This is a genomic window from Aminobacter aganoensis, assembly GCF_014206975.1.
Taxonomy (GTDB): Bacteria; Pseudomonadota; Alphaproteobacteria; order Rhizobiales; family Rhizobiaceae; genus Aminobacter; species Aminobacter aganoensis.
This window is the reverse complement of sequence record NZ_JACHOU010000001.1, coordinates 373,054-397,901: the sequence shown is the minus strand read 5'-3', so window position 1 is coordinate 397,901 and position 24,848 is coordinate 373,054. Positions and strand designations below refer to the sequence as shown.

General features: G+C 64.9%; 19 protein-coding genes. 13 read left to right on the top strand and 6 right to left on the bottom strand.

What is annotated here, in order from left to right; translation table 11 throughout:
* The first annotated feature begins 98 nt into the window (after positions 1-98).
* Entirely contained in the window at positions 99-1,472 is a 1,374-nt protein-coding gene (gene gltX, locus GGR00_RS01885; RefSeq protein ID WP_184697479.1) for a glutamate--tRNA ligase, read from the top strand.
* Here gltX and GGR00_RS01880 read toward each other — a convergent pair.
* The 3 genes from GGR00_RS01880 to GGR00_RS01870 form a co-directional block, all read right to left on the bottom strand.
* Entirely contained in the window at positions 1,390-2,430 is a 1,041-nt protein-coding gene (locus tag GGR00_RS01880; RefSeq protein WP_184697476.1) for a DUF2865 domain-containing protein, read from the bottom strand. The two genes, gltX and GGR00_RS01880, sit on opposite strands and share 83 nt — an antisense overlap.
* Before the next feature lie 101 nt (positions 2,431-2,531).
* A complete protein-coding gene (locus tag GGR00_RS01875; protein ID WP_184697473.1) occupies positions 2,532-4,850 on the bottom strand; it encodes an NADP-dependent malic enzyme in 2,319 nt (772 codons plus the stop codon).
* A 167-nt stretch (positions 4,851-5,017) separates the two neighbouring features.
* On the bottom strand, positions 5,018-5,797 hold the full coding sequence (locus GGR00_RS01870) for an SDR family oxidoreductase (RefSeq protein ID WP_184697469.1): 780 nt from the start codon (positions 5,795-5,797) through the stop codon (positions 5,018-5,020).
* Positions 5,798-5,916: 119 nt separating this feature from the next.
* Between GGR00_RS01870 and GGR00_RS01865 the strand changes: the two genes are divergently transcribed.
* Entirely contained in the window at positions 5,917-6,735 is an 819-nt protein-coding gene (locus GGR00_RS01865) for a UDP-2,3-diacylglucosamine diphosphatase (RefSeq protein WP_184697466.1), read from the top strand.
* Between the two features lie 310 nt (positions 6,736-7,045).
* Entirely contained in the window at positions 7,046-8,266 is a 1,221-nt protein-coding gene (locus GGR00_RS01860; protein ID WP_184697463.1) for an MFS transporter, read from the top strand.
* Here GGR00_RS01860 and dgcA read toward each other — a convergent pair.
* The gene (dgcA, locus tag GGR00_RS01855) at positions 8,228-9,211 is read right to left on the bottom strand and encodes an N-acetyl-D-Glu racemase DgcA (RefSeq protein ID WP_184697460.1); all 984 of its coding nucleotides are present in this window, start codon (positions 9,209-9,211) and stop codon (positions 8,228-8,230) included. The two genes, GGR00_RS01860 and dgcA, sit on opposite strands and share 39 nt — an antisense overlap.
* Before the next feature lie 77 nt (positions 9,212-9,288).
* On the opposite strand from dgcA, the gene GGR00_RS01850 reads away from it, so the two are divergent.
* The 4 genes from GGR00_RS01850 (at position 9,289) to GGR00_RS01835 (ending at position 13,367) form a co-directional block, all read left to right on the top strand.
* Positions 9,289-10,476 (top strand): MlaE family ABC transporter permease, encoded by a 1,188-nt coding sequence (locus GGR00_RS01850; RefSeq protein ID WP_055977205.1) that lies wholly within the window; start codon positions 9,289-9,291, stop codon positions 10,474-10,476.
* A gap of 1 nt (position 10,477) precedes the next feature.
* Complete coding sequence (locus tag GGR00_RS01845; protein WP_184697457.1) at positions 10,478-11,299, top strand: ABC transporter ATP-binding protein; 822 nt, start codon at positions 10,478-10,480, stop codon at positions 11,297-11,299.
* A 14-nt stretch (positions 11,300-11,313) separates the two neighbouring features.
* Positions 11,314-12,687: an MlaD family protein gene (locus tag GGR00_RS01840; RefSeq protein WP_055977199.1), complete on the top strand. Its 1,374-nt coding sequence runs from the start codon at positions 11,314-11,316 to the stop codon at positions 12,685-12,687.
* Between the two features lie 80 nt (positions 12,688-12,767).
* Positions 12,768-13,367 carry an ABC-type transport auxiliary lipoprotein family protein gene (locus GGR00_RS01835; RefSeq protein WP_244487849.1) on the top strand — a complete coding sequence of 200 codons (600 nt, stop codon included), beginning with the start codon at positions 12,768-12,770 and terminating at the stop codon, positions 13,365-13,367.
* Between the two features lie 238 nt (positions 13,368-13,605).
* Here GGR00_RS01835 and GGR00_RS01830 read toward each other — a convergent pair whose 3' ends face one another.
* On the bottom strand, positions 13,606-20,157 hold the full coding sequence (locus GGR00_RS01830) for a kinesin (protein ID WP_184697454.1): 6,552 nt from the start codon (positions 20,155-20,157) through the stop codon (positions 13,606-13,608).
* A gap of 279 nt (positions 20,158-20,436) precedes the next feature.
* Here GGR00_RS01830 and GGR00_RS01825 point away from each other — a divergent pair, with 279 nt between their 5' ends.
* From GGR00_RS01825 to GGR00_RS01815, 3 genes are all read left to right on the top strand, one after another.
* Complete coding sequence (locus GGR00_RS01825) at positions 20,437-20,811, top strand: Hpt domain-containing protein (RefSeq protein WP_156381275.1); 375 nt, start codon at positions 20,437-20,439, stop codon at positions 20,809-20,811.
* A 100-nt stretch (positions 20,812-20,911) separates the two neighbouring features.
* Entirely contained in the window at positions 20,912-21,232 is a 321-nt protein-coding gene (locus tag GGR00_RS01820) for a 2Fe-2S iron-sulfur cluster-binding protein (protein ID WP_055977193.1), read from the top strand.
* Between the two features lie 85 nt (positions 21,233-21,317).
* Positions 21,318-22,346, top strand: a complete 1,029-nt coding sequence (locus GGR00_RS01815) for an NAD(P)/FAD-dependent oxidoreductase (RefSeq protein WP_055977191.1) — start codon at positions 21,318-21,320, stop codon at positions 22,344-22,346.
* Between the two features lie 15 nt (positions 22,347-22,361).
* On the opposite strand, the gene GGR00_RS01810 is transcribed toward GGR00_RS01815, so the two are convergent.
* Positions 22,362-22,976 (bottom strand): DUF922 domain-containing Zn-dependent protease, encoded by a 615-nt coding sequence (locus GGR00_RS01810; RefSeq protein ID WP_055977181.1) that lies wholly within the window; start codon positions 22,974-22,976, stop codon positions 22,362-22,364.
* A gap of 149 nt (positions 22,977-23,125) precedes the next feature.
* On the opposite strand from GGR00_RS01810, the gene folP reads away from it, so the two are divergent.
* Genes folP through folK form a run of 3 tightly spaced genes read left to right on the top strand, consistent with a single transcriptional unit; the run spans position 23,126 to position 24,847 of the window.
* Complete coding sequence (gene folP / locus GGR00_RS01805; RefSeq protein ID WP_055977179.1) at positions 23,126-23,974, top strand: dihydropteroate synthase; 849 nt, start codon at positions 23,126-23,128, stop codon at positions 23,972-23,974.
* Positions 23,975-23,979: 5 nt separating this feature from the next.
* A complete protein-coding gene (gene folB, locus GGR00_RS01800) occupies positions 23,980-24,339 on the top strand; it encodes a dihydroneopterin aldolase (protein ID WP_055977176.1) in 360 nt (119 codons plus the stop codon).
* Positions 24,323-24,847: a 2-amino-4-hydroxy-6-hydroxymethyldihydropteridine diphosphokinase gene (folK, locus tag GGR00_RS01795; protein WP_377864583.1), complete on the top strand. Its 525-nt coding sequence runs from the start codon at positions 24,323-24,325 to the stop codon at positions 24,845-24,847. Before folB ends, folK begins: the two co-directional genes overlap by 17 nt.
* Position 24,848 lies beyond the last annotated feature (1 nt).

The following is a 24,848-nucleotide window of genomic DNA, read 5'->3' as shown; positions in this document are numbered from 1 at the left end:
TGGTCGGCTTCCATTTGAAGCAAGCTTGCATTATTTCTGGAAAGGAGGTGCGGGGGCGCCGTCTTGTCAACGCAAAAGCCTTCCGCTACGCCCCGATCATGACAGTTACAGTTCGCTTCGCACCTTCACCCACCGGACGCATCCACATCGGCAATGCGCGCACGGCCCTGTTCAACTGGCTGTTTGCGCTCAAGCACAAGGGGCGTTTCGTCCAGCGCTTCGACGACACCGATGTCGAGCGCTCGCGCCAGGAATTCGCCGATTCGATCCTCTACGACCTGCACTGGCTCGGCATCTTCCCCGACCAGACCGAATACCAGTCGCGCCGCTTTGCCAGCTATGACGCGGCCGTCGACAGGCTCAAGGCGGCCGGTGTGCTCTATCCCTGCTACGAAACGACGGAAGAGCTCGACTTGCGCCGCAAGGTGCGCCGTACCCGCGGCCTGCCGCCGGTCTACGGGCGCGAGGCGCTGAAGCTCACCGATGCCGAACGCGCGTCCTACGAACATGACGGGCGCAAGCCGCACTGGCGCTTCCTGCTGCCCAATTTCACGTCGGACCCGTTCGAGACCGAGCGCACCGAAATCCACTGGAACGATGTCGTGCGTGGGGAGGAGACCGTCGATCTGGCCTCCCTGTCCGATCCGGTTCTTGTGCGCGAGGACGGAACCTATCTCTACACGCTGCCGTCGGTGGTCGACGATATCGAGATGGGGATCACCCACGTCATCCGCGGCGACGATCACGTCACCAACACCGGCGTCCAGATTGCGATCTTCCGCGCGCTCGGTGCCGAACCGCCGGCATTCGGCCACCACAACCTGCTGACCACGGCGTCGGGCGAGGGGCTTTCCAAGCGCACCGGTGCGCTGTCGATCGAAAGCCTGCGCGACAGCGGCATCGAGCCGTTGTCGGTCGCTTCGCTCGCCGTGCTTGTCGGGACGTCGGAGAATGTCAGGGCGGTGCCGAGCCTTGCCGAACTGGCCGAGAAATTCGATCCGGCGGCGACCTCGAAGTCGGCGTCGAAATTCGATCCCGACGAGCTCATCGTGCTCAATCGCTCGCTCCTGCACCACACGTCCTTCGACGAAGTGCGTGACCGCCTGATGGTGCTCGGCGTCAGTGGCCCGCATGCGGAGGCGTTCTGGATGGCCGTGCGCGGCAATCTCGACCGGCTTGCGGACGCGGTTTCGTGGTGGAAGATCCTGCGCGAGGGGCCGCAGCCGGCGGCCGAGATCGCCGACGAGGATCGCGAGTTCCTCGGCCAGGCCTTCGATCTTCTGCCCGACGAGCCATGGGACGGCAATGTCTGGAAGGACTGGACGGCCAAGGTAAAAAAGGCGACCGGCCGCAAGGGCAAGGCGCTGTTCATGCCGCTGCGGCTCGCCCTTACCGGGCTGGAGTCGGGCCCGGAGCTCGCAGATCTGTTGCCGCTCGTGGGTCGGGAAGGAACGCTGGCCCGACGGCCCTGACCTTTCGGTCTGGGTCGGGTGCTGCCTTGGGAGCGACCGGCATCGGCGCCTCGTCCTTCTGGGCCGGTCTGGCCGCCTTGGGCACGGCACGTCCTTCGCCGCCGACAATTGAAAAGTTGCTGTTCTGGCCGATGTTGCAGCCGCAGGCCGGCACGCGGGGCAAATCCACCCGCTTGTATCGGTAGGCGGTCGGCAGGTTGCCGTAGGGTTGGCCGGAGCGGGCGGAAACCATGCTTTCCTGCGGCTGGCCGCCATTGAGGTGATAGAACAGCTCGATGTCGGTGCCTGGGCAACTCGCTTCGCAGTTCTTCTCGTCGCGCTGGAAATCCGAGACGTCGGCAGCATTCGACATCGGAAAGAAATAGCCGTCGCAGGTCCGCACGCAGAGCGTGCGGTATTCGCCCGTTCCCTGTTGCTGGTCGCGGCCGATCACGATGCGCTGCGGGTAGCGCTCGTCGGCATCGAGGGTTTCGGAACTGCCGCCGCGAATGATCGTGACCCCGGCCTGGTTCTCGGCTGGCTCAGCGCTGACGGACTCGTCGTCCTCTTCCTCAGGCTGATCGTAGCAACCAGCCCGTTCGAGTGCGTCGAGGATACGGATCCGTTCGGCGCGGGCATTCCGGTTGGGGCGCATCGCCGGCCTGCTTTCCAGATGGCCGAGATTGTTCTCCATCCTGGCGATCCGGGCATTTAGGTCGGCGCAGGCGGCAACCATGCCGGGCGCAATGGCCCTGCCGCAGCCGAGGTCGGCCGCCCTTATACGGGCCAGGTCGATCTGGTCGCGCTGGGTGTTTGCGGCAGCGGTGAATTCGTCCGGCTGGACGAAGCTGCCGCTTGGCTGGGCGGGCAAGCCGGCCAGTTCCGCCTCGAGTTGAAGGCATTGTGGCGAGGCGGCCAGGGCGGTTGATGCGACGAACACCGACAGGACGGCGGCCAGCGCATGCGCCGGCCACCTCATCGTCCTTGTCGTTGTGCCGCGCCCGAACATGCCGCTCCCTGGCAGGATCGACTCAACCTAGTACCAGCGAGGTTAGCCGTTTGTTTGGTAACGGCGAACCTTCAGCTGGCGGTATGAGCCCGCTGCGAGGCCTCGACCACCGCGAGCGCCGTCATGTTGACGATGCCGCGCGACGTGACCGATGGCGTCAGGATGTGGGCCGGCTGGGCCGTGCCGAGCAGGATCGGCCCGACATGCAGCGCGTCCATCATGGTCTTGACCGTCGTCAACGCGATGTTTGCGGCGTCGAGATTGGGGAAGACCAGAAGGTTGGCTTCACCCTTCAGCGTCGAGTGCGGATAGACGCGCTGGCGCAACACTTCCGACAGTGCGGAATCGCCGTGCATCTCGCCGTCGCTGGCGAGCTCGGGCGCTATGCGCTTCAGGATCGCGGCTGCCTGCCGCATCTTCTGCGCGCTTTGCGAATCGCGCGAGCCGAAATTCGAATGCGACAGCAGGGCGGCCTTCGGCTCGATGCCGAAGCGTCGGATCTCGTCGGCCGCGAGCATCGTCATCTCGGCGATCTCTTCGGCGCTCGGGTCGACCGTCACATAGGTGTCGGTGAAAAACAGGACGCCGCGCTGCGAGATCAGCATCGAAAGCGCCGACAGGTCACGATCCTTGACGCCGTCGCGGGCGCCGACGATCAGCGTGACATTGCGCAGATGGCGCTCGAAACGGCCTTCCAGCCCGCAGATCATGGCGTCGGCGTCGCCACGCTTCAGCGCAATGGATGCAATGACCGTATTGTTGGTCCGCACCATGGTGCGTGCCGCCTCCGGCGTGATGCCCTGGCGGCCACCGAGATCGATCAGGTGGTCGACATAGTGGCGATAGCGCGGATCGTCCTCGGGATTGATGACCTCGAAGTCGACGCCGGGACGAATGCGCAGGCCGTAGCGCTTGAGGCGGACCTCGATGACATGCGGACGGCCGATCAGGATCGGCTTGGCAAGGCCTTCCTCCAGCACCACCTGGGCGGCGCGGAGCACGCGCTCGTCCTCGCCGTCGGCGTAGATGACGCGATTGGCCGTCGCCTGCTTGGCATTGGAGAAGATCGGCTTCATCACCAGGCCGGAACGGAAGACGAAGCGGCTGAGCTTTTCGACATAGGCGGTGAAGTCGGTGATCGGGCGGGTGGCGACGCCGGTCTCGCAGGCGGCCTGGGCGACGGCAGGCGCGATGCGCAGGATCAGCCGGGGGTCGAAAGGCGACGGGATCAGGAAGTCGGGACCGAAGGTCGGCGTCTCGCCCGAATAGGCGCGGGCGGCGACATCCGACGGCTCCTCGCGGGCAAGGGCGGCGATCGCGCGCACCGCAGCCATCTTCATCTCTTCATTGATCGCGCTGGCGCCGCAGTCGAGCGCGCCGCGGAAGATGTAGGGGAAGCACAGCACGTTGTTGACCTGGTTCGGGAAGTCCGAACGGCCAGTGCAGATCATGGCGTCCGGCCGAGCGGCCCGTGCTTCCTCGGGCATGATCTCGGGCTTGGGATTGGCGAGCGCGAGGATCAGCGGCTTTTCGGCCATCTGGCTGAGCAGTTCCGGCTTCAGCACGCCGGCGGCGGACAGGCCGAGAAACACGTCGGCACCGCCGATGACATCGGCCAGCACGCGGGCATTGGTGTCCTTGACGTAAGGGTCCTTCCAGCGGTCCATCTCCTCGGTACGGCCCTTGTGGGCGACGCCGAAGCGGTCGGTGACCCAGATGTTTTCGACCAGGGCGCCGAGCGACACCAGCAGGTTGAGGCAGGCAAGCGCTGCGGCACCCGCACCCGAGGTGACGATCTTGACATCCTCGATCTTCTTGCCGGCGAGTTCCAGGCCGTTGAGCACCGCCGCTGCGACGATGATCGCGGTGCCATGCTGGTCGTCGTGGAAGACGGGAATGCGCATCTTCGCCTTCAGGCGCTCCTCGACGTCGAAGCACTCGGGTGCCTTGATGTCCTCGAGGTTGATGCCGCCGAAGGTCGGCTCGAGTGCCGAGATGGTGTTGACCATCTGGTCGATCTCGGGGGCATCGATCTCGATGTCGAAGACGTCGATGCCGGCAAACTTCTTGAACAGGACGGCCTTGCCCTCCATCACCGGCTTGGACGCCAGCGGGCCGATATTGCCGAGGCCGAGCACGGCCGTGCCGTTGGAGATGACAGCCACCAGGTTGGCGCGGCCGGTGTAGTCGGCGGCGGTTTCGGGGTCTTCCTTGATGGCGATGCAGGGGGCGGCGACGCCGGGCGAATAAGCGAGTGCCAGGTCGCGCTGGTTGCCCAGTGGCTTGGTCGCCTGGATTTCCAGCTTTCCCGGGACGGGGTGTTTGTGGAAAAAGAGCGCTGCCTGATCGAGATCGGAGAGCGCTTCCTTCTTCTTGTTGTCCCCGGCCATCTCTAACTCCTTTAGAATCCGCATCAAAGGCCGTTCTTAGCACGACGGCCGCATATTTCGAGGTGTCAATGCCAAAACGGCATTGAAGCACTTTCAAGCGCCGGAACGGAAATCATTCCAGCGGCTTGGCGCCAGATGTTGAGATGCTGAGTCAGCCTCTCCGAGGGTCAGAACGAACTGACATACAGTCCGCCGTCGACGGGAACGTTCTGCCCGGTCATGTATCCCGCGTGAACCGAGCACAGGAAGGCGCAAATCTGGCCGAATTCTTCCGGCGTTCCAAGCCTGCCCGCGGGCACTTCGGCGCTCAACCGGGCACGTCGGGCCGCTCCCTGGGCCGGGTCCTCGATGCTGCCCGGCTCGTGGGGACCGCGAAGGCGGTCGGTGTCGAGCTTGCCCGGCAGCATGTTGTTGATGGTGACGTTGCGGTTGGCGACGGTGCGCGCCACGCCGGCCAGGAATGCCGTGAGCCCGGCGCGCGCGCCCGACGAAAGGTCGAGGCCCGGAATCGGCGTGTAGACCGACAGCGACGTGATGTTGACGATGCGGCCAAAGCCGCGTTCGGCCATGCCGTCGATCACCGCTTTGATCAGTTCGATCGGGGTGACCATGTTGTTGGTCACGCCTTCGAGGATATTTGCCCGGTCGAGCTCGCGAAAATCGCGATAGGGCGGGCCGCCATTGTTGTTGACCAGGATATCGGGAGACGGGCAGGCGGCGAGAAGCGCCTTCTGCACCTGGGGATCGGAGACGTCGCCGGCGATTTCGGTGACGGCCACGCCGAAGCGCTGGCGGATTTCCGTCGCGGTGCGGCTGAGCGCGCCCGCATCGCGGCCGTTGAGGAAAAGTTCGCATCCCGCTTCGGCCAATGCGATGGCGCAACCCTTGCCCAGTCCGCGGCTTGACGCGCAGACGATTGCCTTCTTGCCCCGGATGCCGAGATCCATGATGTGCGTCTCCTGTCGGTGATGGCCCACCCTAGGTCCAAGGCGCGGCCGCCGCAATCGTCATACGCCTGTTGCATGAATCTGGGCATAGCCACCGCGACAGCAACGGGTGAAATGCCATGTCCGGCACCAGCACACGCAGTTTCCGAACGCTCTTCATCTCCGATGTCCATCTGGGCTCGAAGGGTGCCAAGGCCGACTTTCTGATCGATTTCCTGCGCCATCACGAGGCGGAGGCTATCTATCTCGTCGGCGACATCATCGATGGCTGGCGCTTGCGCCGCTCCTGGCATTGGCCGCAGACCCACAATGACGTCGTCCAGAAGCTGCTGCGCCAGGCCCGCAAGGGCACTTCCATCACCTACATCGCCGGCAATCACGACGAGTTCGCCCGCATGTTCCAGGGCGTGCATTTCGGCGGCATCGTCGTCGCCGACCGTGCCATCCACGAAGCGGCCGACGGCAAGCGCTTCCTGGTCATCCATGGCGATCAGTTCGACGCCGTGGTGCAAAATGCCCGATGGCTCGCCTATCTCGGCGACTTCGCCTACGACGCGGCGATGGCGACGAACCGGATCGTGGCGCGTTTCCGCCGCACCTTCGGCATGCCCTACTGGTCGTTCTCGTCCTGGGCCAAGGTCAAGGTCAAGAAGGCGGTGAACTTCATCGGCGCCTTCCAGGACGTTTTGACCGAAGAGGCCAGGCGTTCCGAGGTCGATGGCGTCATCTGCGGCCACATCCATCATCCGGCGATCGAGAGCTTCGACGGCATCCAGTACATCAACACCGGCGATTGGGTGGAAAACTGCACGGCCGTGGCCGAGAATTTCGACGGTAGCTTCGTCATCCTGCGCTGGCCGCATGTGCTGGCAGGGCAATTGGTGAACGAGCCCTTCGTGCCGATGGTCGTCGACCAGCGCGTCGACAAGGCGGCCTGAACGGACAACCCGGATGTGCCGTTCAAGACATGCTTCCCGCCACAGGCGGGAAGGGCCGGGCCATGCGCCCGTCGGCGAGCCAGACAAGACGCTGCCAGTGCACGAGCGGGCGTTGCGCCTCGGCGTGTATGACCATCCTGGCGACCCGAGCGGCAAGTCGGCTTGGCCGACCAGGACCGGCAGGCGTGGCCCAACCCCTGGGCGGCTTGGCGATCCGGGCCGCTTTCGCCGCCCCGACAGCCATGGTATTGGAACAGCAAATCGGTGAGGCTTGCTAGGATCGGGTCTGCACCCGGACCGCATACCTGCCATGAAACTTCCGCCTCTCACGCCAGAACAGCAGGTCAAGCCGCAGCGCTTCGAGCTGCGCATATCGCTGCTGTTCGCCGCATTGTTCGTGCCGATGGGCGTGCACCTGCCGTATTTCCCGCTCTGGCTCGAAGCCAAGGGGTTCGATCCCGAACAGATCGCCATCATCCTTTCGGCACCGATGTTCCTGCGCGTCATCACCACGCCGTTGATCGCGGCGATGGCCGACCGCGCCAGGGACCGCGCCAACGTCTTCATCTTCCTTGCCGCCTCGGCGCTGTTGCTTTCGCTCGGCTATTTCCTGGAACCTGCCTATCTCATCGTGCTGGCCGTCTCGCTGGCGCTTGCCGTGGTCTGGACGCCGCACTCGCCGATCGCCGATTCGCTGGCTCTGTCGGGCGTTCGCCGCTACGGTTCCGATTATGCGGCGATGCGCATTTGGGGCTCGATCGCCTTTCTCGCCGGCAGCCTGGGCGCAGGGTTCATCCTGTCATGGACAGGCGCGGATGCGGTGCCCGTCATCATCTCGATCGGGCTTCTGGGCTGCTTCCTGATGTCGTTCATCACGCCTCGCCTGGGCAGGCCGAGACAGGCTTCGCCGTTGTCGGCGGCCGACATGCAGCAGGCGCCGAAGCTGTTCAACCGCTACTTCCTGCTGATGGCCGGTGGCACCGGGGTGATCATCGGCAGCCACGGTTTCCTTTACGGTTTCGTGTCGATCTACTGGAAATCTCTCGGCATCGACGAAACCATTGTCGGGCTGCTGTGGAGCTGGGGGGTGGCGGCGGAAATCGTCATGTTCATGTTTTTCACCCGGCTGTTCGGTTCCAGGTCGACGGCGCTGGTGCTCGTCCTGGCTGGCGCCGGTGCGATCGTCCGTTGGATCGCGTATCCGCTGATCTGGCCCCTGGGACTTGGCGTGCCGGGCTTCTTCGCGGTGCAAAGCCTGCACGCGCTGTCGACGGCCCTGGTGCTGATCGGTGTGCAGAAGCTGATTGCCGAGTCCATCCCCGAAGAGCGCACCGGCGCCGCACAAGGCGCCGCCTATTTCACCAACGGCATGTCGATGGCGATCGTGACGCTGGTTTCGGGCCCGCTCTACGAGCGCTTCGGCGTCAACGGCTTCTTTTTCATGGCCGGTGTCGCGGCTTGCGCCATCGTCCTCGTGGTGCTGGCTTCGCGCTCAGCCCCAGAGCGCGGACAGGGGCGGAGACACCATTGAGCCGTTGTAGATGAGCCCCGGCGAGCGGTCGCGCGCCAGGAGCAAGGGGCCATCGAGATCGACGAAATCGGCATCCTGGGCAAGCAGCACCGCCGGCGCCATGGCGAGCGAGGTGCCGACCATGCAGCCGACCATCACCTGGAAGCCGAGCATTCGGGCGCGGTCGCGCAGTTCGAGCGCCGCCGTCAGGCCGCCCGACTTGTCGAGCTTGATGTTGACGGCGTCGTAGAGGCCCTTGAGCCCGTCAAGATCTGCGGCGCTGTGGACGCTTTCGTCGGCACAGATCGGCACCGGGTGCGGAATGCGCCCCAGGATCTGGTCGGCCCCCGCCGGCAGCGGCTGTTCGATCAGCGCGATCCGCAGCTCCGCGGCTGCAGCCAGGTTTTCGGCGATGTTGGTGTCGGTCCAGCCTTCGTTGGCGTCGAGAATGATGCGGCTGTGCGGTGCCGCTTCGGTCACCGCGCGGATGCGGGCAATATCGTTGTCGCCGCCGATCTTGACCTTGAGCAACGGACGCATGGCGTTGGCGCGCGCCTGTGCTGCCATCGCCTCGGGTTCGCCCAGGGACAGCGTGTAGGCGGTCTCGATCGCGCGAGGCGAGGTCAGGCCGAGCCTTGAGGCAACTGCGGTGTTGGTCGTCCTTGCCTCGAGGTCCCACAAGGCGCAGTCAACGGCGTTGCGGGCCGCGCCTGCAGGCATGAGAGAGAGCAGGTCCGTCCGATTGGCGCCATATTCGACTGCATGCCGCGCCTGCTCGATTGCCTCACGGACGCTGGCCATGGTCTCGCCGTAGCGTTTGTAGGGCACGCATTCGCCGCGTCCGGTGAAGCCTGATTCGGTGATCGTGCAGGTGATGACCTCGGCTTCGGTCTTGGAACCGCGCGAGATCGTGAACGTTCCGGCGATGGGAAAGCGCTCATCTTCGACCGAAAGGACACGCACCATGAAAATCTTCTCCGTTCAACTGCTTGGCGGGGTTGCGAAAATCGACAGGCAGCAGCCGACACGTTAAGTAGGGTGCCATGTTGACCATCGGCAAACGGGAAGCAAGCGGCGGGGCAGCCGACGGCCGAGATCACCGACCGCAGGTTGCTGTGGCGGAGCGTGGGGGCGTGCTTGCCTGCGTCTTCACCGGCATCTGGACCACCCGCACCGTAGCCCTCGTCGATGCTGAAATGCGCACGCTCGAAGCCCGCAAGGGCTTTGCGGCACTGGCGCTCGACCTGTCCGGCATCGAGAAGATGGACACTGCCGGCGCCTGGGTCATCGACAGGCTGGTCTGCGCCAATGAAAAAAGGGGCGTCGAGGTCAAGATGGAAGGCCGCAGCGAAGCGGCCAACGTCCTGCTTGGTGCCGTTGGCGAGGCCGTGCGGCGCGAGGGCGATTCGGCTGCCGTGGTCCAGCCGAACATCGTCATCCGTATGCTGGAGGCGGTGGGCCGGCGTGTCTATGAGATGCGCGACGACTTCCTGTCTTCGATGAACATTCTGGGCGCGACCATCCGTGGCGCCCAGATGAAGCTCGGGCGCGGCCATGCGGTCAACCCGGCGGCCATCTTCGCCCAGATCGACCGCATGGGCGTCGGCGCGATTCCCGTGGTCTTGTTGATGTCCGGCATCGTCGGCGCCATCGTCGCCCAGCAGGGCGCGTTCCAGCTCAGCTATTTCGGGGCCGACATCTTCGTCGTCGACCTGATCGGCGTGCTGGTGCTGCGCGAACTCGGCGTGCTGATGACGGCGATCATGATCGCCGGCCGCTCGGGCAGCGCGATCACCGCGGAAATCGGCTCGATGAAGATGCGCGAGGAGGTCGACGCGCTGACGGTCATCGGCCTCAACCCGATCGGCGTGCTGGTGTTTCCACGGCTGGTGGCGCTGGTCATTGCGCTGCCCTGCCTTTCGATCCTGGCCAATTTCGCCGCCCTTGGCGGCGGCATGGCCACGGCCTGGTTCTACTCCGACATTCCGCCGGCGGCTTTCATCGACCGCCTGCGCGTTGCGATCGATCTCAGCACCATCTTTGCCGGGCTGATCAAGGCGCCGTTCATGGCCATCATCATCGGCACCATCGCGTCCGTCGAAGGCCTCAAGGTCGGCGGCAGCGCGGAATCGCTGGGCCGCCACGTCACCGCGTCGGTGGTCAAGGCCATCTTCGTCGTCATCATTCTCGATGGCCTGTTTGCCATGTTTTACGCAGCGATCAATTTCTGACATGGCGAGCGGGACAAAGACCATTCAATCGGAAGGCCAGAGCCTGAATGGCAAGGGCGACGTGCTGCTGTCGGTTCGAGACCTGACGGTTGCCTTCGAAGAAAAGGTCATCCTGGAAAAGCTCGATCTGGACATCAAGCGCGGCGAGATTCTCGGTTTCGTCGGCGCCTCCGGTTCCGGCAAATCGGTGCTGCTGCGCACCATACTTGGGCTGATCCGCAAGCGCTCAGGCACGATCAAGCTGTTCGGCGTCGATCTGGAGAGCGCAAGCGAGGAAGAGCGGCTCAGGATCGACATGCGGCTTGGCGTCTTGTTCCAGCACGGCGCGCTGTTTTCGGCGCTGACGGTGCTTGAGAACGTCCAGGTGCCGATGCGCGAATATCTCGACCTGCCGCGGAAGCTGATGAACGAGCTTGCGATGCTGAAGATCGAGCTGGTCGGCCTGCCGCCGGATGCGGCGGGCAAGTATCCGTCCGAGCTGTCCGGCGGCATGATCAAGCGCGCTGCGCTGGCGCGGGCGCTGGCGCTCGACCCCGACATCGTCTTTCTCGACGAGCCGACTTCCGGTCTCGATCCGATCGGTGCTGCCGAGTTCGACGAACTGGTCGCCAAGATGCGCGATACGATGGGCCTGACCGTCTACATGGTGACGCACGATCTCGACAGCCTGTTTTCGGTCTGCGACCGGGTCGCCGTGCTCGGCAAGAAGAAGGTGCTGGTCGAAGGCACGATCGCCGACATGCTGAAGAGCGAAGAACCATGGGTGAGGTCGTATTTCCGCGGAAAACGCGCGCGGCAACTTGATCTTGCCGCAAGGGCATAGAATGGAATGATGTGATGGAGACCAGGGCCAACTACGTCGTCGTCGGTATCTTCACGCTGTTTGCGATCCTGGCCGCGTTTGCTTTCGTCTATTGGACGGCGGCGATCGGCGAGAGAGGCGAAACAGCGACGCTGCGCGTGCGCATTCCGGGCTCGGCCTCGGGGCTGGCCAGGGGCAGCTTCGTGCTGTTCAACGGCGTCAAGGTCGGCGATGTCCGTCGCGTCTATCTCGACGTCAGCAATCCCCAGGTGGCGATCGCCGACGCGGAGATCGACAGGCTGACGCCGATCACGCAGTCGACGCAGGCCGACATCGGCCTTGCCGGCCTGACCGGACAGGCCAACATCGAGCTCAAGGGTGCCAACATCAAGGAACCGAACCTGCTCGACAAGGCCGAGGCTGACGGCACCGTTGCCGAGATCGTCGCCAATCCGTCCGCAGTCACCAACCTGCTGCAGACGGCGCAGGACATTTTCAAGCGCGCCGACACGGTGCTGAACAATCTCGAAGGCTTCACCAACGATGTCCGCGGCCCGCTGACGGCAACCGTCGGCAATGCCCAGAAATTCTCGGAATCCCTGGCACGCAATGCCGACGGCGTGGACAAGTTCCTGGCCAGCGTGAGCGCGCTTTCGGAGCAGCTGTCCACCGTGTCGGGCAAGCTCGACGGCACCATCGAGGCGGCGGAAGGGCTGCTCAAATCGGTCGACCGCGACAAGGTGAAGAACATCGTCGCCAGTGTCGACACCTTCACCAAGAACCTGAGCGCGCAGAGCGACCAGATCGACGACATCGTCAAGGGCGTCAACACCACCGTCGCCTCGATCAACGACTTCGCACAGAAGACGCAACAGACCCTGACCAAGGTCGACGGTGTGCTGGAAGGTGTGGATGCGGCGAGCGTCAAGGAGTCCCTCGACAACATCCGCAAGGCCAGCGAAAACGCCAACAAGGCGGCCGCCGACGTCGCCAAGGTGACCGAGAAGTTCGGTGACCGCGCCGACGACATCGACCAGATCGTCTCCGACGCCAAGCAACTGGCGTCGCGTCTCAACCAGGCTTCCGTCCGCGTCGACGGCGTGTTGGCCAAGGTCGACAAGCTGCTGGGCTCGGGCGAGGCGGAAGGCGTGATGTCCGATGCCAGCGAGACGCTGAAGGCGTTCAAGCAGGTCGCCGACACGCTGAATGCGCGCCTGGGCACGATCACCGACGGATTGGCACGCTTTTCGGGGCAGGGCCTGCGCGACGTCGAATCGCTCGTCCAGGACAGCCGCCGCTCGATCACCCGCATTGAGCAAGCGATCTCCGACCTGGAGCGCAATCCGCAGCGCATCATCACCGGCGGCGAGGGCACCGTGCGTGAATTCGACGGGCGGGTGCGTCGTTGACATCGTTTGCCTGCCGCACCATGAAGTTGCTTGAGGGTGGTTCGCGCAAGGTGCGAGTGAGTCGTATCCGGGGACAGCATGTGAAGTCTGCTAGATCTACATTGCTGCTTGCTGCAGTGGCGCTGACGCTGTCCGGCTGCACCTCGCTGTTCGTCAGCACGCCGCCGCCACTCGATACCTACGAATTGACTGCGCCTTCGGTGACTGGCCGCAGCGGTTCGAGCCGCCGCCAGATCCTGATCGCTGAACCTTCGGCGCTGAAGTCGCTCGATGGCCAGAGCATCGTCATCAAGCCGTCGCCCGGCTCGATCCAGTTCCTCAAGGGCGCGCAGTGGTCCGACCGGCTGCCGCGCATCCTGCAGGCGCGGCTTGCCGAGACCTTCCAGCGCGCGGGCGGCTATGTCGGCATAGGCAAGCCGGGCGAGGGGCTGGCGATCGACTACCAGGTCATCGTGGAGGTCCGCAGCTTCGAGATCAAGGTCGGCGGCAGCGCCCAGGCCGAGGTCGAGCTGTTCGTCAGGTTGCTGAACGACCGCAACGGCCAGGTTCGCGCCTCGCGCGTGTTCAACGCCACGGCGCCGGTTTCCGGCACCGGCAACGACGCCTACGTCGCTGCCCTCGACGCTGCCTTCGGCCAGGCTGCGTCCGACATCGTCCAGTGGACTGAAGGACTGATCTGACAACTCGGGCAGTCGGGTAGGCCAGCAGGGCAACGGGGGCCCGGCTGACGCGTTTCCGCCTACCTTCTCTCCCCGATCGTTGGTCCGATTGCGCGATTGCTGTTTCGTCTGCCTGTCGGCCGGAATTGGACCCCTTGCACGTTCCAGTCATCCAAGACGTGAGGCCCGGATGGCAAAAAGGGCAGCAGGTGGTACCTGCTGCCCTTTTGATTCGTGCCATGCGTCCTTTCGGACAGCCTTACTTCAGGCGTCCCGCCGCGTGGGCCAGCATGGTGTAGACCTTGCCGGTATCCGAGGTCAGGTAGGTCTTGGTCATGATGCTGTCGCGGTCGCTGCGCGAGACATCCTTGAGCAGCTTCTCGAAGTCGTCGCAGTAGCGGTCGACGGCCGTGCGGAATTCGCCGTCGGACTGATACTTGCGGCGGATCTCGTCGAAGGTCTGCTGGCCCTTCAGCGTGTAGAGCCGGCGGGTGAAGACGTCGCGCTCGCCGCGGCGATAGCGGTCCCAAAGCTCGATCGAGGCTTCGTGGTCGATGGCGCGGGCGATGTCGACCGACAGCGAGTTGAGCGATTCCACCACATGCATCGGCGAACGCTGTGCGGGCACGGCGCGCGGCTCGGGCTGGGCCGCCTGGCGGGCAGGCTGCTCCTCGCGCGAGGCACCGGTCAACAGGTCGCGCACCCATCCACCCTGCTGGCCGCGGCTGGCAGGCTCGCGGACCGGCGGCTGCGGCTGGGCTGCCGGGCGCTCGATGTCGAGCGTGCCGCGCAGGCCGGCGTTACCGCCCAACGGTGCTGCCGGCGGCTCGCGACGCTGCTCGGGCTGCGGGGCCGGGCGGCGCGGCTGCTGCGCCGGCGGCTGCGTGTTGCGCAGCGAGGCGTCGGAGACGTCCACGGTGCGGCCCGACTTGGCGACGATCGCCGACAGTTCCTTGAGCGCGTTGATCTGCTCGGAGACGGCGCGACGGATGGCCGTGGTCGATTCCTTGGCCTCCTCCGGCATGTCGAGCACGCCCTTCTTGAGCTCGGCGCGAGTGCTTTCGAGCTCGGTCTTGATCGAGCCGGCCGTGCGGCGCATGTCCTCGGTGGCGTCAGCGAAGCGCTTTGTCGCGGTTTCGACGACATCGGAGATAGCGGCGCGGATCTTCTCGGCCGATTCCATGGTCTTGCCTTCGGCGCTTTCCAGCGTCTGGCCGACCAGGCGCTCGAACGACTGCATGACGCGCTCGAGGTCTTCCGATTTCTTGACGAGACCGACGGCCAGGTCCTCCAGCGACGACTGGCGTTCGAGTGTGTGCTCGAGATTGCTCTGCGCCGAGGACAGCAGGTTGGACGCGCTCGACAGCAGGCGGCTGTGCTCGTCGAACTTGGTGGCGATGGAGGCCACTTCGCGCAGCGTGCTCGACGACAGGTCGGTCAGCCGGTTGGTGTTCGAGTCGACCAGGCGCGCGGCGCTGGCGAAGGTCTGCGCTGCCTTCTCGGTGGTGGCCGAGAAGTTCGTCGTGCTGCCGGTGAGGCGATCGTCGACGGTGGCGAGGTTCTGCGCCGCGCGTTCGATCAGTTCGCCGAGCTGCGAGCTCGACGTTGTCATCCGGCCGATGAGATCGGCCACGCTGTCGGCAAGCGTCGAGCGTGCGCCCTCGACGGCAGACAGCGTCTCGGCGGTGCGGCTGGCAAGCGCGTCGGCGAGGATTGCGTTTTCGCTGCGCAGCTTTTCGGTGGCGCGGGCGGTCGCCTCTTCCATCGAGCGGTGCAGGTCGTTGCCGCTTTCGGCGAAGCGGTCGACCAGGGGACGCGCCGTCTCGTCGAGGATCTTGGCGATCTCGTTCGAGCGTTCGGCCAGCATGGCGTTGAGTTCACGCGTGTTGGTGCCGATGGTGCGCGCGGCCTCATTGGTGCTCTGGCCGATGTGCTGGCCGACGGCGGTGAAGGTCTCGGCAATCACGTTGGCGCGGGCGACCAGCTGGGCTTCGGCCTGGGCAACCTGATCGTTGAGCTTCTGGCCCATCGACTCGGCACCATGGGCGAGGCGGTTTTCCGCGCTCGACAGGTGCTCGCCGATGCGGGTCGCGACGCCTTCGGCGCCAGCGGCCAGGCGCTCGTCGACATTGGCCAGCGTTTCCTCGATGGCGCGGGCGCGGGCATCAAGATCCGCCGCCGTGCGCTGGGCGCGGGCAACGACGCGCTGCTCGGTCTCGGTGAAGGCGTTGGCGATCAATGCCGCATGCTCGCCGATGCCCGAGGTACTCTCGGTCACGCGGGCCGCCAATTGCTGGCCGGCTTCGTCGAAGGCCTGGCCGATTTCCGAAGCGCGGCCGAGCAGCGATTGCGAGGTGAGATCGACGCGAGCGGCGATCCTGCCGTCGGCTTCGTCGAAGGCGCGGCTGATTTCGGCGGCACGGCCAAGCAGCGATTCCGCCGTCTGGTCGACGCGAGCCGCAATCCGGCTGTCGGCTTCCTCGAAGGCACGGCCGATGTCGGCGGCGCGACCGGACAGGGTGTCGGCCGTCTGCGCGGCGCGCGCCGCAAGACGCTCGTCGGCTTCCTCGAAGTTGCGGACGATTTCGCCGGCGCGGCTGCCGAGCGTCGCTGAACTGTCGGCGACGCGGGCGGCAATGCGCTCGTCGGCCGCGTCGAAGATGCGGCTGAGTTCGCCGGCACGGTCGCCGAGCGAGTCGGCGCCTTCGGCAATGCGCGCCGCGAGCTTTTCGTCGGCAGTGTCGAAGATACGGCCGAGTTCGGCGGCACGGGCAGCCAATGCATCGGCAGATTCACCGATGCGCAGGCCGAGGCGCTCGTCGGCGTTGTCGAAGTTGCGCAGGATGTCGCCGGCACGGGCCGACAGCGATTCCGCGGTCTCGATGGCGCGCGCGATCAGCGAGCGGTCGGCTGCGTCGAAGGTCTGGGCGATCTCGCCCGCCTTGGCCGACAGCGTATCGGCGGTTTCTTCGGCGCGGGCCAGCAGCGAGTTCGACGTCTCGTGTGCCCTGGCCGCGAGACGGCCGTCGGCCTCCTCGAACGCACGGGCGATGTCTTCGGCCCGGGCAAGCAGGGCATTCGACGTCTGTTCGGCCCGCTCGGCGATGACACGGTCGGCGTCGCTGAAGGCCTGGCCGGCTTGCTCGTGCAGGGCGGATGTCACTTCCATGACCTTGTCGCGCAGGGCGCCGGCGACAAAGACGGCACTCTTTTCGAGCACGCCGCGGACGTTGTCGACGCCGAGCGACAGCGCGCGTTCCATCGTTCCGGTGCGCTCTTCGATGACGCCGGTCTGGCGGCGGAAGGCTTCCTCGATCTTTTCGACATCACTGGCGATCGCGTCGGAAATGTCGACGCGGCGTGCGGCGATCTGGTCGATATGACCGGCGATAGCAAGGTCGATCTCGCGGCGGGCGTCGCCCAGCTTGCCGAGATCCGCATCGAGGGCGCGGACAAAGGTGTCGCGGCCTTCGGCGAGCTTGCCGACGTGCCCGACCACCATGCCGTCGATGTTGGTACGGCTGTCGTTCAGCAAGGCGAGGTCGGCTTCGAGCGCCCGGGTCAGGGCGTCGCGGCCAGCGGCCAGCTTGTCGACCTGGCCGGCGACGATGCTGTCGATGCTGGAGCGGCTGTCGTTCAGCATGGCAAGGTCGGCTTCGAGCGCCTTGGTCAGCGCGTCGCGGCCGGCAGCCAGCTTGTCGACCTGGCCGAGCATCATGCCGTCGATCTTGGCGAGGTCGGCTTCCAGGGCGCGGCGCAGGATGTCGCGGCCTTCGGCCAGCTTTTCGACCTGGCCGGCAACGAGGCCGTCGATGCCGGAGCGGCCTTCCGCCAGTTTGGCGAGGTCGTCTTCAAGCGCCTTGGACAGGGTGCCGCGTTCGGCGACCAGGCGCTCGGCATGGCTCGACACAAGGCCCTTGACGCTGTCGAGGTCGGCTTCGAGCGAGCGGGCCAGCATGGCGCGGTCCTCGGCCAGCTTCTCCGACTGCGAGGCGACGGTGCTGCGGATGGTGTTCAGATCCGACTCGAGCGCGCGCTTGAGGATGTCGCGGCCTTCGGCGAGCTTCTCGACCTGGCCCGCAACCAGGCCGTCGATGCCGGAGCGGCTTTCCGCCAGCTTGGCAAGATCGTCTTCCAGCGCCTTGGACAACGCGCCGCGTTCGGCGACGAGTCGTTCGGCGTGGTTGGAGACCAGGCTCTTGACGTTGTCGAGATCGGCCTCGAGCGAGCGGGACAGCAGCGAACGGTCTTCGGCGAGCTTCTCCGACTGTGCAGCGATGGTGCTGCGGATGGCGTTGAGATCGGTTTCGAGCGCACGCTTGAGGATGTCGCGGCCCTCGGCGAGCTTCTCGACCTGGCCCGCGACCAGGCCGTCGATGCCGGCGCGGCTGTCGGCCAGCTTGGCAAGGTCGGATTCCAGCGTCTTGGAGAGCAGGGTGCGCTCTTCCGCGAGCTTGTCGGCATGGCCTTCCATCAGGCCGTGGATGTTCGAGATGTCGGCTTCCAGGCTGCGCGACAGCTCGGCGCGGTCGGTCGCAATCTTCGACGCATGGCCGTCGACCAGTGCCTTGATGCCGTCGAGATCGGTTTCGAGTGCCTTGGCAAGGCCGGCACGGTCTGTGGCGATCTTCGAGGAGTGGCCGTCGACGAGCGCCTTGATGCCATCGAGGTCGCGTTCCAGGGCAGATGCCAGGATGGCGCGGCCTTCGGCGATCTTTTCGACCTGACCGGCGACCAGGCCGTCGATGCTGCTGCGGCTGTCGGCCAGCTTGGTCAGGTCGGCTTCGAGTGCACGCGTCAGGATCGAGCGGCCCTCGGCCAGCTTGCCGACATGACCGGCGACCATTTCGTCAATGTTCGTACGGGCTTGGACGAGTCTCTCGGAGTCTTCCACGAGCGCCTGGGCGAGTTGTTCGCGGCCCTGGGCCAACTGGCGGAACTGGCCGGTGAGGGTTTCGTCGATGGCCTGGCGCGACTGGTCCAGCTTGCGCATGTCGTCGTCGAGGGCGCGCGTGATCAGGCTGCGGCCTTCGGCGAGCTTCTGGACCTGGAAGCCAACGGCGGCTTCGATGCTGGCGCGGCCTTCGGCGAACTTGCTGAGATCGTCCTTGAGTGCCGCTGCCATCCGGTCGCGGGCGTCCGACAGCTTGCGGGTGTGATCTTCGACCGCCTGCTCGATGCCGACGCGGGCGTCGGAAAGGCGCTGGATGTCGCCGTCGAAGGCGCGAGACACCTGGTGACGGGCAGCCTCCATGCGGCCGGCGAAGTCGGTCGCGCGGGCTTCGAGCATGGTCGAGGTCGAGGTGATGATGTCGGCGAGGTCGGTGCCGATCTGGGTCTTGCCCTGGTCGATCATCGCCGACAGCGAATCGCGGCCCTCGACGAAGGTCGTTGCAATCTCGCGGGCACGTTCGACCAGCGTCTCGTTGATCTGGCGGGCGCGGGCTTCGAGCGCGGCATTGAGCTTGGCGGTGCCGGTGTCGAGTGCTTCGGCGCGCGTCTGGAACTCGCCGATGAGCGCCTGGCCACGTTCGGCCAGGGTGCGCTCGATGCCGTGCAGGCTCGCCTCGAATTCGGAATTGATGGTCTTGGCAGCGCCGCCGAGAAGCGAAACCATGCCCGAGGTACGGTCGTCGAGCATGTCGGTCAGCGAGCGGGTAACTTCGTCCGTGCTCTGGGTCAGCTTGGCGATGCGCGTGTCGAGCAGGCTGGCGAAGGCCTCGCCCGAGGTCGACAGGCGGTCGCTGATCGAATCCATGCGGTTGTCGATCGCTTCGAACAGGCCCATGCCGCCTTCGTTGATGCGGTCGATCAGCGTGTCGCCGGAATTGGTGATCGTCATCGACAGCTTGGTCGATGCGTTGAGGATGCTGTCGCGAATGATGTCGCTAGCCGAGCCAAGCTCGTCGCGCAGCGTCTCATGCGCGCCGGCGATCGAGGCGCGTACGCGCTCGGCGTGCGATACAACGGCCTCGCGCTCGCTGCCGAGGCCGTCGACCAGCGAACGGATGCGGGCGGAGTTTTCCGAATAGGAGCGCTCGATCTGGTTGACCTCGGTGTGGACGAGCGTCTCGAGCTCGACGGCGCGGGCCAGCGTGCGCTCGATGCCTTCGCCCATGGCGGCGACTTCGCGGCGCACGGCCTGGCCGACCATCATGACACGGTCCTGTGCCATGTTTTCGGGTTCGGCGAGGCGGAAGGCCACTTCGGTCATCGACTGCGCTGCAATGCGCATTTCCTGGGCGCGGCGGATCATCGCGGCGAAGGCCCAGAACAGAGCGATGGGCACCACGGTGGCGACCAGCAGCATCAGCAGGCCCGGACGCGCGAAGATGTCGTCGATCGAGCGAATGGTCCAGATGCTCGGGCTGACGACACGGTCGGCGAGGGCCAAGGCGCCTGCGACCCAGGCGACCGAGACAAGGCCGACCATCCAGTAGATGGTGCTGGATGCACGGCGGTTGAGGCTGTGAAGCAGCGACTTGTAGTCTTTCTGGCGATCGTCATTGGCCGGCTTGAAGCCTTCGGGCTGCAGCGGGCGGGTTTCGACGGGGCGCAATTGGGTCGGCGGCTCGGCCGCGGCGCGTGCCATCGGCGCCGGTTCCGGCTTGGGCGCTGCGGGCTTCTTGTTGCCGCTTTCGCGCGCCAGTTCCTCAGCTGCCTGGGAAATCTGAGCTTCGAGATCGTCCATCGATGCGGCCATGTCGAGGCCGCCGTCATCGGCGCCGCTCAGGTCGAGATCGAGCGCCTGCTCGAGCTCCTTGGCTACGTCGAGATCGAGGTTTTTTGTCGGAGTGGATTTCTTCGCCATGCCTTCGCTACCCTGTACTAAAGACGCGGAATCTCTGGACTTTTTGTCCTATTTTTGACCGCGTCCGAGGCTCAATATGGACCGCCCGTATCGTAGTGACACAATCGGGTAAAGAAAACATGCATTCGCCCCGATACGTAAAAGTTTAAATATAAGGTTAACACTGGAGTGATTATTGGGCCCGACGCCATGCGCTTGCTGGGGTTGCCGGGTTAACGGGTTATCCACATGGTCGCCCTAGGTTACCAACCCATGGGCGAGTGGCGAGGCAGGGGTTGAATGGTAATGCGCGAAACCGGTTCGGTGGCCTTCGGCATGCCGGGGGGCGAATCTTCTGGCGCGTCGCATGGCCGTCCAATCGACTTCGAACACCTGTCGCGGCAGACCATCGGCGACCGCGATGTCGAGCGCGAAGTGCTCGACATGTTCGTCCACCAGGCGCTTTCCGTCCGCGATGCCATCGTACCGGCTGACCTGGCCGAACGCCTCAGGCTGTGCCATGCCCTCAAGGGCGCAGCGCGGGGCGTCGGCGCTTTTCCGATCGCCGATTGTGTCGCCGAACTGGAGGAGCGTCCGGACGACGCCAGGCTGCTCAAACGCCTTGCCGGCCTGATCGACGAACTGCGCGACTTCCTCGCCGCCATCAGCCGCTAGGGCTTCCATCTCGATCCCGACATGAGGCGGCGCGTACGCGCCGCAGTTGACTTGCACGGTGGAGTGATTATCTGCCGGGTGACCTTTCTTAGGAACGAGCATGACCAAGCTTACCTACATCGCCCATGACGGCACCCGTTTCGAAGTCGAGGCCGAAAACGGCTCGACGGTGATGGAAAACGCCATCCGCAATGCGGTACCCGGCATCGAGGCCGAATGTGGCGGCGCCTGCGCCTGCGCGACCTGTCATGTCTATGTCGACGAAGCGTGGACCGCGCTCGTCGGCGAGCCCGAAGCGATGGAAGAAGACATGCTCGACTTCGCCTACGAGGTGCAGCCGAATTCGCGCCTGTCGTGCCAGATCAAGGTCCGGAACGAACTCGATGGCCTGATCGTCACCGTGCCCGAGCGCCAGGGCTGAGCCTTCCCATCTGCGCCTCGCTTGGCATGGCCGTGCATCTCATGCACATTCCTTATATGTGCGTGCGTGAGCGGCGAGGGTGGCTTTGAGCGACATTACCCATACCGACGTCCTGATCATCGGTGCCGGCCCGGTCGGCCTGTTTGCCGTGTTCGAGCTCGGTCTGTTCGACATGCGCTGCCATCTGATCGACATCCTCGACCGGCCGGGCGGGCAATGCGCCGAGCTTTATCCGGAAAAGCCGATCTACGACATTCCGGGCTATCCGGTCGTCGGAGCGCAGGAGCTGGTCGACAAGCTGCTGCAGCAGATCGCCCCGTTCAAGCCGGGCTTCAGCTTCAATCGCATGGTGACGGCGCTGGAGCGTCTGGAAGGCGGTGGCTTTCGCGTCACGACCGACGAGAACGAGGTGTTCGAAGCCAAGGTGGTGGTGATCGCTGCCGGTGGCGGTTCGTTCCAGCCCAAGCGGCCGCCAATCCCCGGCATCGAAGCCTATGAAGGATCAAGCGTCAGCTATTCGGTCCGGCGCATGGAAGAGTTCCGTGGCCACGACGTCGTCGTGGTAGGTGGCGGGGACTCGGCGCTTGACTGGAGCCTCAATCTCCAGCCCATCGCAAGGCGGGTTACCCTTGTCCACCGTCGGCCGGAATTCCGTGCGGCGCCCGACAACGTCAACAAGATGCATGCGCTCCAGCAAGCTGGCGCGCTCGACCTGGTGATCGGCCAGGTGTCGGCGCTTTCGGGCGAGGACGGTGCTCTCAGGTCGATCGCAGTCAAGGGACCGGACAGCGAAGTTGAGGTTGCCTGCACGCGTCTGTTGCCGTTCTTCGGCTTGACGATGAAGCTCGGGCCGGTGGCCGAATGGGGCCTCGATCTCCACGAAAACCAGATCCCGGTCGACACCGAGAAGTTCGAGACCTCGGTGCCGGGCATCTTCGCCATCGGCGACATCAACTGGTATCCCGGCAAGCTGAAGCTGATCCTGTCGGGGTTTCACGAGGCAGCGCTGATGGCCCAGGCGGCCAAGCACGTCATCAGCCCCAAGGAACGGATCGTGTTCCAGTACACGACCTCGTCGACGAGCCTGCACAAGAAACTCGGTGTTGCCGACTAGCGGCGAGGTCCGCCCTCAGCCCTTGATCTTGCCGGCGTCGATGCGCTCCAGGCGGTAACGCAGCAGCCTGATGATGCGGCTTTCGAAATTGATGCCCTCGATGCGATCGAACTCTTCCTGCGCGCGGTCGTGCGCGCCGAGGATACGATCGCTGGTCGCCTTGGCCTTGGCGGCGGCGATGGCGCAGGTCTTCTGCCTGCCAATAGCCTTCAGCGCCTGCTCCAACTCGCGGGCGTGGTTCTTGGCGATTACCACATGGCTTTCTTCGTGGCGCTTGATGTCGGATGACAGCGTGTTCCAGATCAGCTTGACGTCCTGTGCCGCCTTGCCGTTCTGGCGCCAGCGCGGCAGGATCACCTTGGCCTTGACGCTGACCTGCGCCGAGACGATGGCGCAGCCGCCCTTGACCTCGGCGTAGCCGATCCGGCTGGTGAACTCCATCTGCGTCGCGCCGGGATGCCTGCCACCGGTGCTCTTGACCTCGGGCCCGCGCGTCATCAGCTGCTGTTCGATCTCGTCGAGCGTTTTGCCGGTGATGGTGAAATAGCTGTAGGATTTCGACACAGTTGCCGCCTGAACGGGTAGGCAAATGCCTCCAGTGAGCAGGGCGGCGAGGAAGAGTTGCTTCATTAGTTGCCTCTTGGCCTACCTTGCGTTAGGGGCGTTGGCGGCGCAACGGAAATCGGTGCCGCAAGAAGTGGCCGCACGGCGAGTTGATGCTGCAAGCGTTGATATTTCGTGACGCGGTCTGTGCTCTGGAGTTCTTTTGTGGCGACGGCATGACCGGCAAACGATGGCAACTGGCGCATGGGCGCCATGTCGATCTCGGCGACAGGGCGCTTGTCATGGGCATCCTCAACGTCACGCCTGACAGTTTTTCCGATGGCGGCGCGTTCGACGCGCCTGAGCTGGCGCTTGAACAGGCCATGCGGATGGTTGCCGAAGGCGCAGCCATCGTCGACGTCGGCGGTGAATCGACGCGGCCCGGTGCCGCACCGGTTTCGGCAGCGGAAGAACAGGACCGTGTCCTTCCGATCATCTCCCAGCTCGCCCGTTCAGGCGACGTGCTGGTTTCGGTCGATACCTATCGCGAGGAGACGGCGCGCCTCGCCGTGGCCGCCGGTGCCCATATCGTCAACGACGTGTGGGGCGTGCAGCGCGAGCCCGGCATCGCAAGGGTCGCCGCCGAGACCGGGGCAGGGCTGGTCATCATGCATACCGGCCGCGACCGCGCCAAGCTGGGCGACGTGATCGACGATCAGTTTGCCTTCCTGCGCCGCTCGCTGGAGATCGCGCGCGCGGCCGGCGTTCGCGACGAGCAGGTCATGCTCGATCCCGGCTTCGGCTTTGCAAAGGACGAAAACGAGAACCTTGAGCTGATGGCACGCTTCTCGGAGCTTTCCGAACTAGGCTATCCGCTGCTCGCCGGCACGTCGCGCAAGCGTTTCGTCGGCCATATCATCGGACGCGAGGCTGCCGACCGCGATGCGGGCACGGCGGCGACGAGCGTCATTCTCCGCATGAAGGGCGCGCAGATATTCCGCGTCCATAATGTCGCAATCAACGTGGACGCGCTGGCATTCGCGGATGCTATGCTAGCGCGCCAGACCAACCTGCCGGGACACTGACTTCGATGTACCTCATCCGAATGAAAAACTGCGCTTTCTTTGCGCGGCACGGTCTGTTCGACGAAGAAGAGACGCTTGGCCAGCGCTTCTATGTCGATGCCGAATTGACCGTAGACCCGACGCGTCCGTTGGGGGACGATTCGATGGAGAGCACCGTCGACTACGGCGTTGCCTTCCAGGTCATCGAATCGATCATCACCGGCGAGCGGCGCTTCCTCATCGAAGCGCTGGCGCAGGAATGCGGCAGGGCGCTGGCCGAGCGTTTCCCGCAGATCAAGAAGGCGGAGATCACCGTTCGCAAGCCGAATGCGCCGGTGCCTGGTGTCCTGGACTATGTAGAGGTGACCGTTGTCTGGCCAGGCTGAGGAGCGGGCGTTTCTCAGTCTCGGCGGCAATCTTGGCGACCCGGCGAAATCGATGGCTGCGGCGCTGCACATGCTGGATGCCAGCGGCCAGACGCGTGTCGTGACGGTTTCGTCGCTCCACCGCACGCCGCCCTGGGGCAAGGTCGACCAACCGGATTTTCTCAACGTCACCGCCGAGGTTGCGACGTCGCTTTCGCCGCTCGAACTCCTGGAGCTTTGTCTGGAGGTGGAGCGCAGGCTCAAGCGGGTGCGCGTCGAGCGGTGGGGGCCACGGCTGATCGACATCGACGTGCTTTTGCACGGGGAAAGCAATGTCAGCGACGTCGGGCTGGAAATTCCGCACCCGCGCATGCTCGACCGGGCCTTCGTCATGGTGCCGCTCGCGGAAATCGCGCCGGACCTCGTGCTGGCTGGAAAGTCGTCGGCCGAGTGGGCGACGGCGCTCGACAGCGCCGGTATCGAAAGGCTCGATTCCGGCCGCGACTGGTGGCGCAATCTGGGTGAATAGC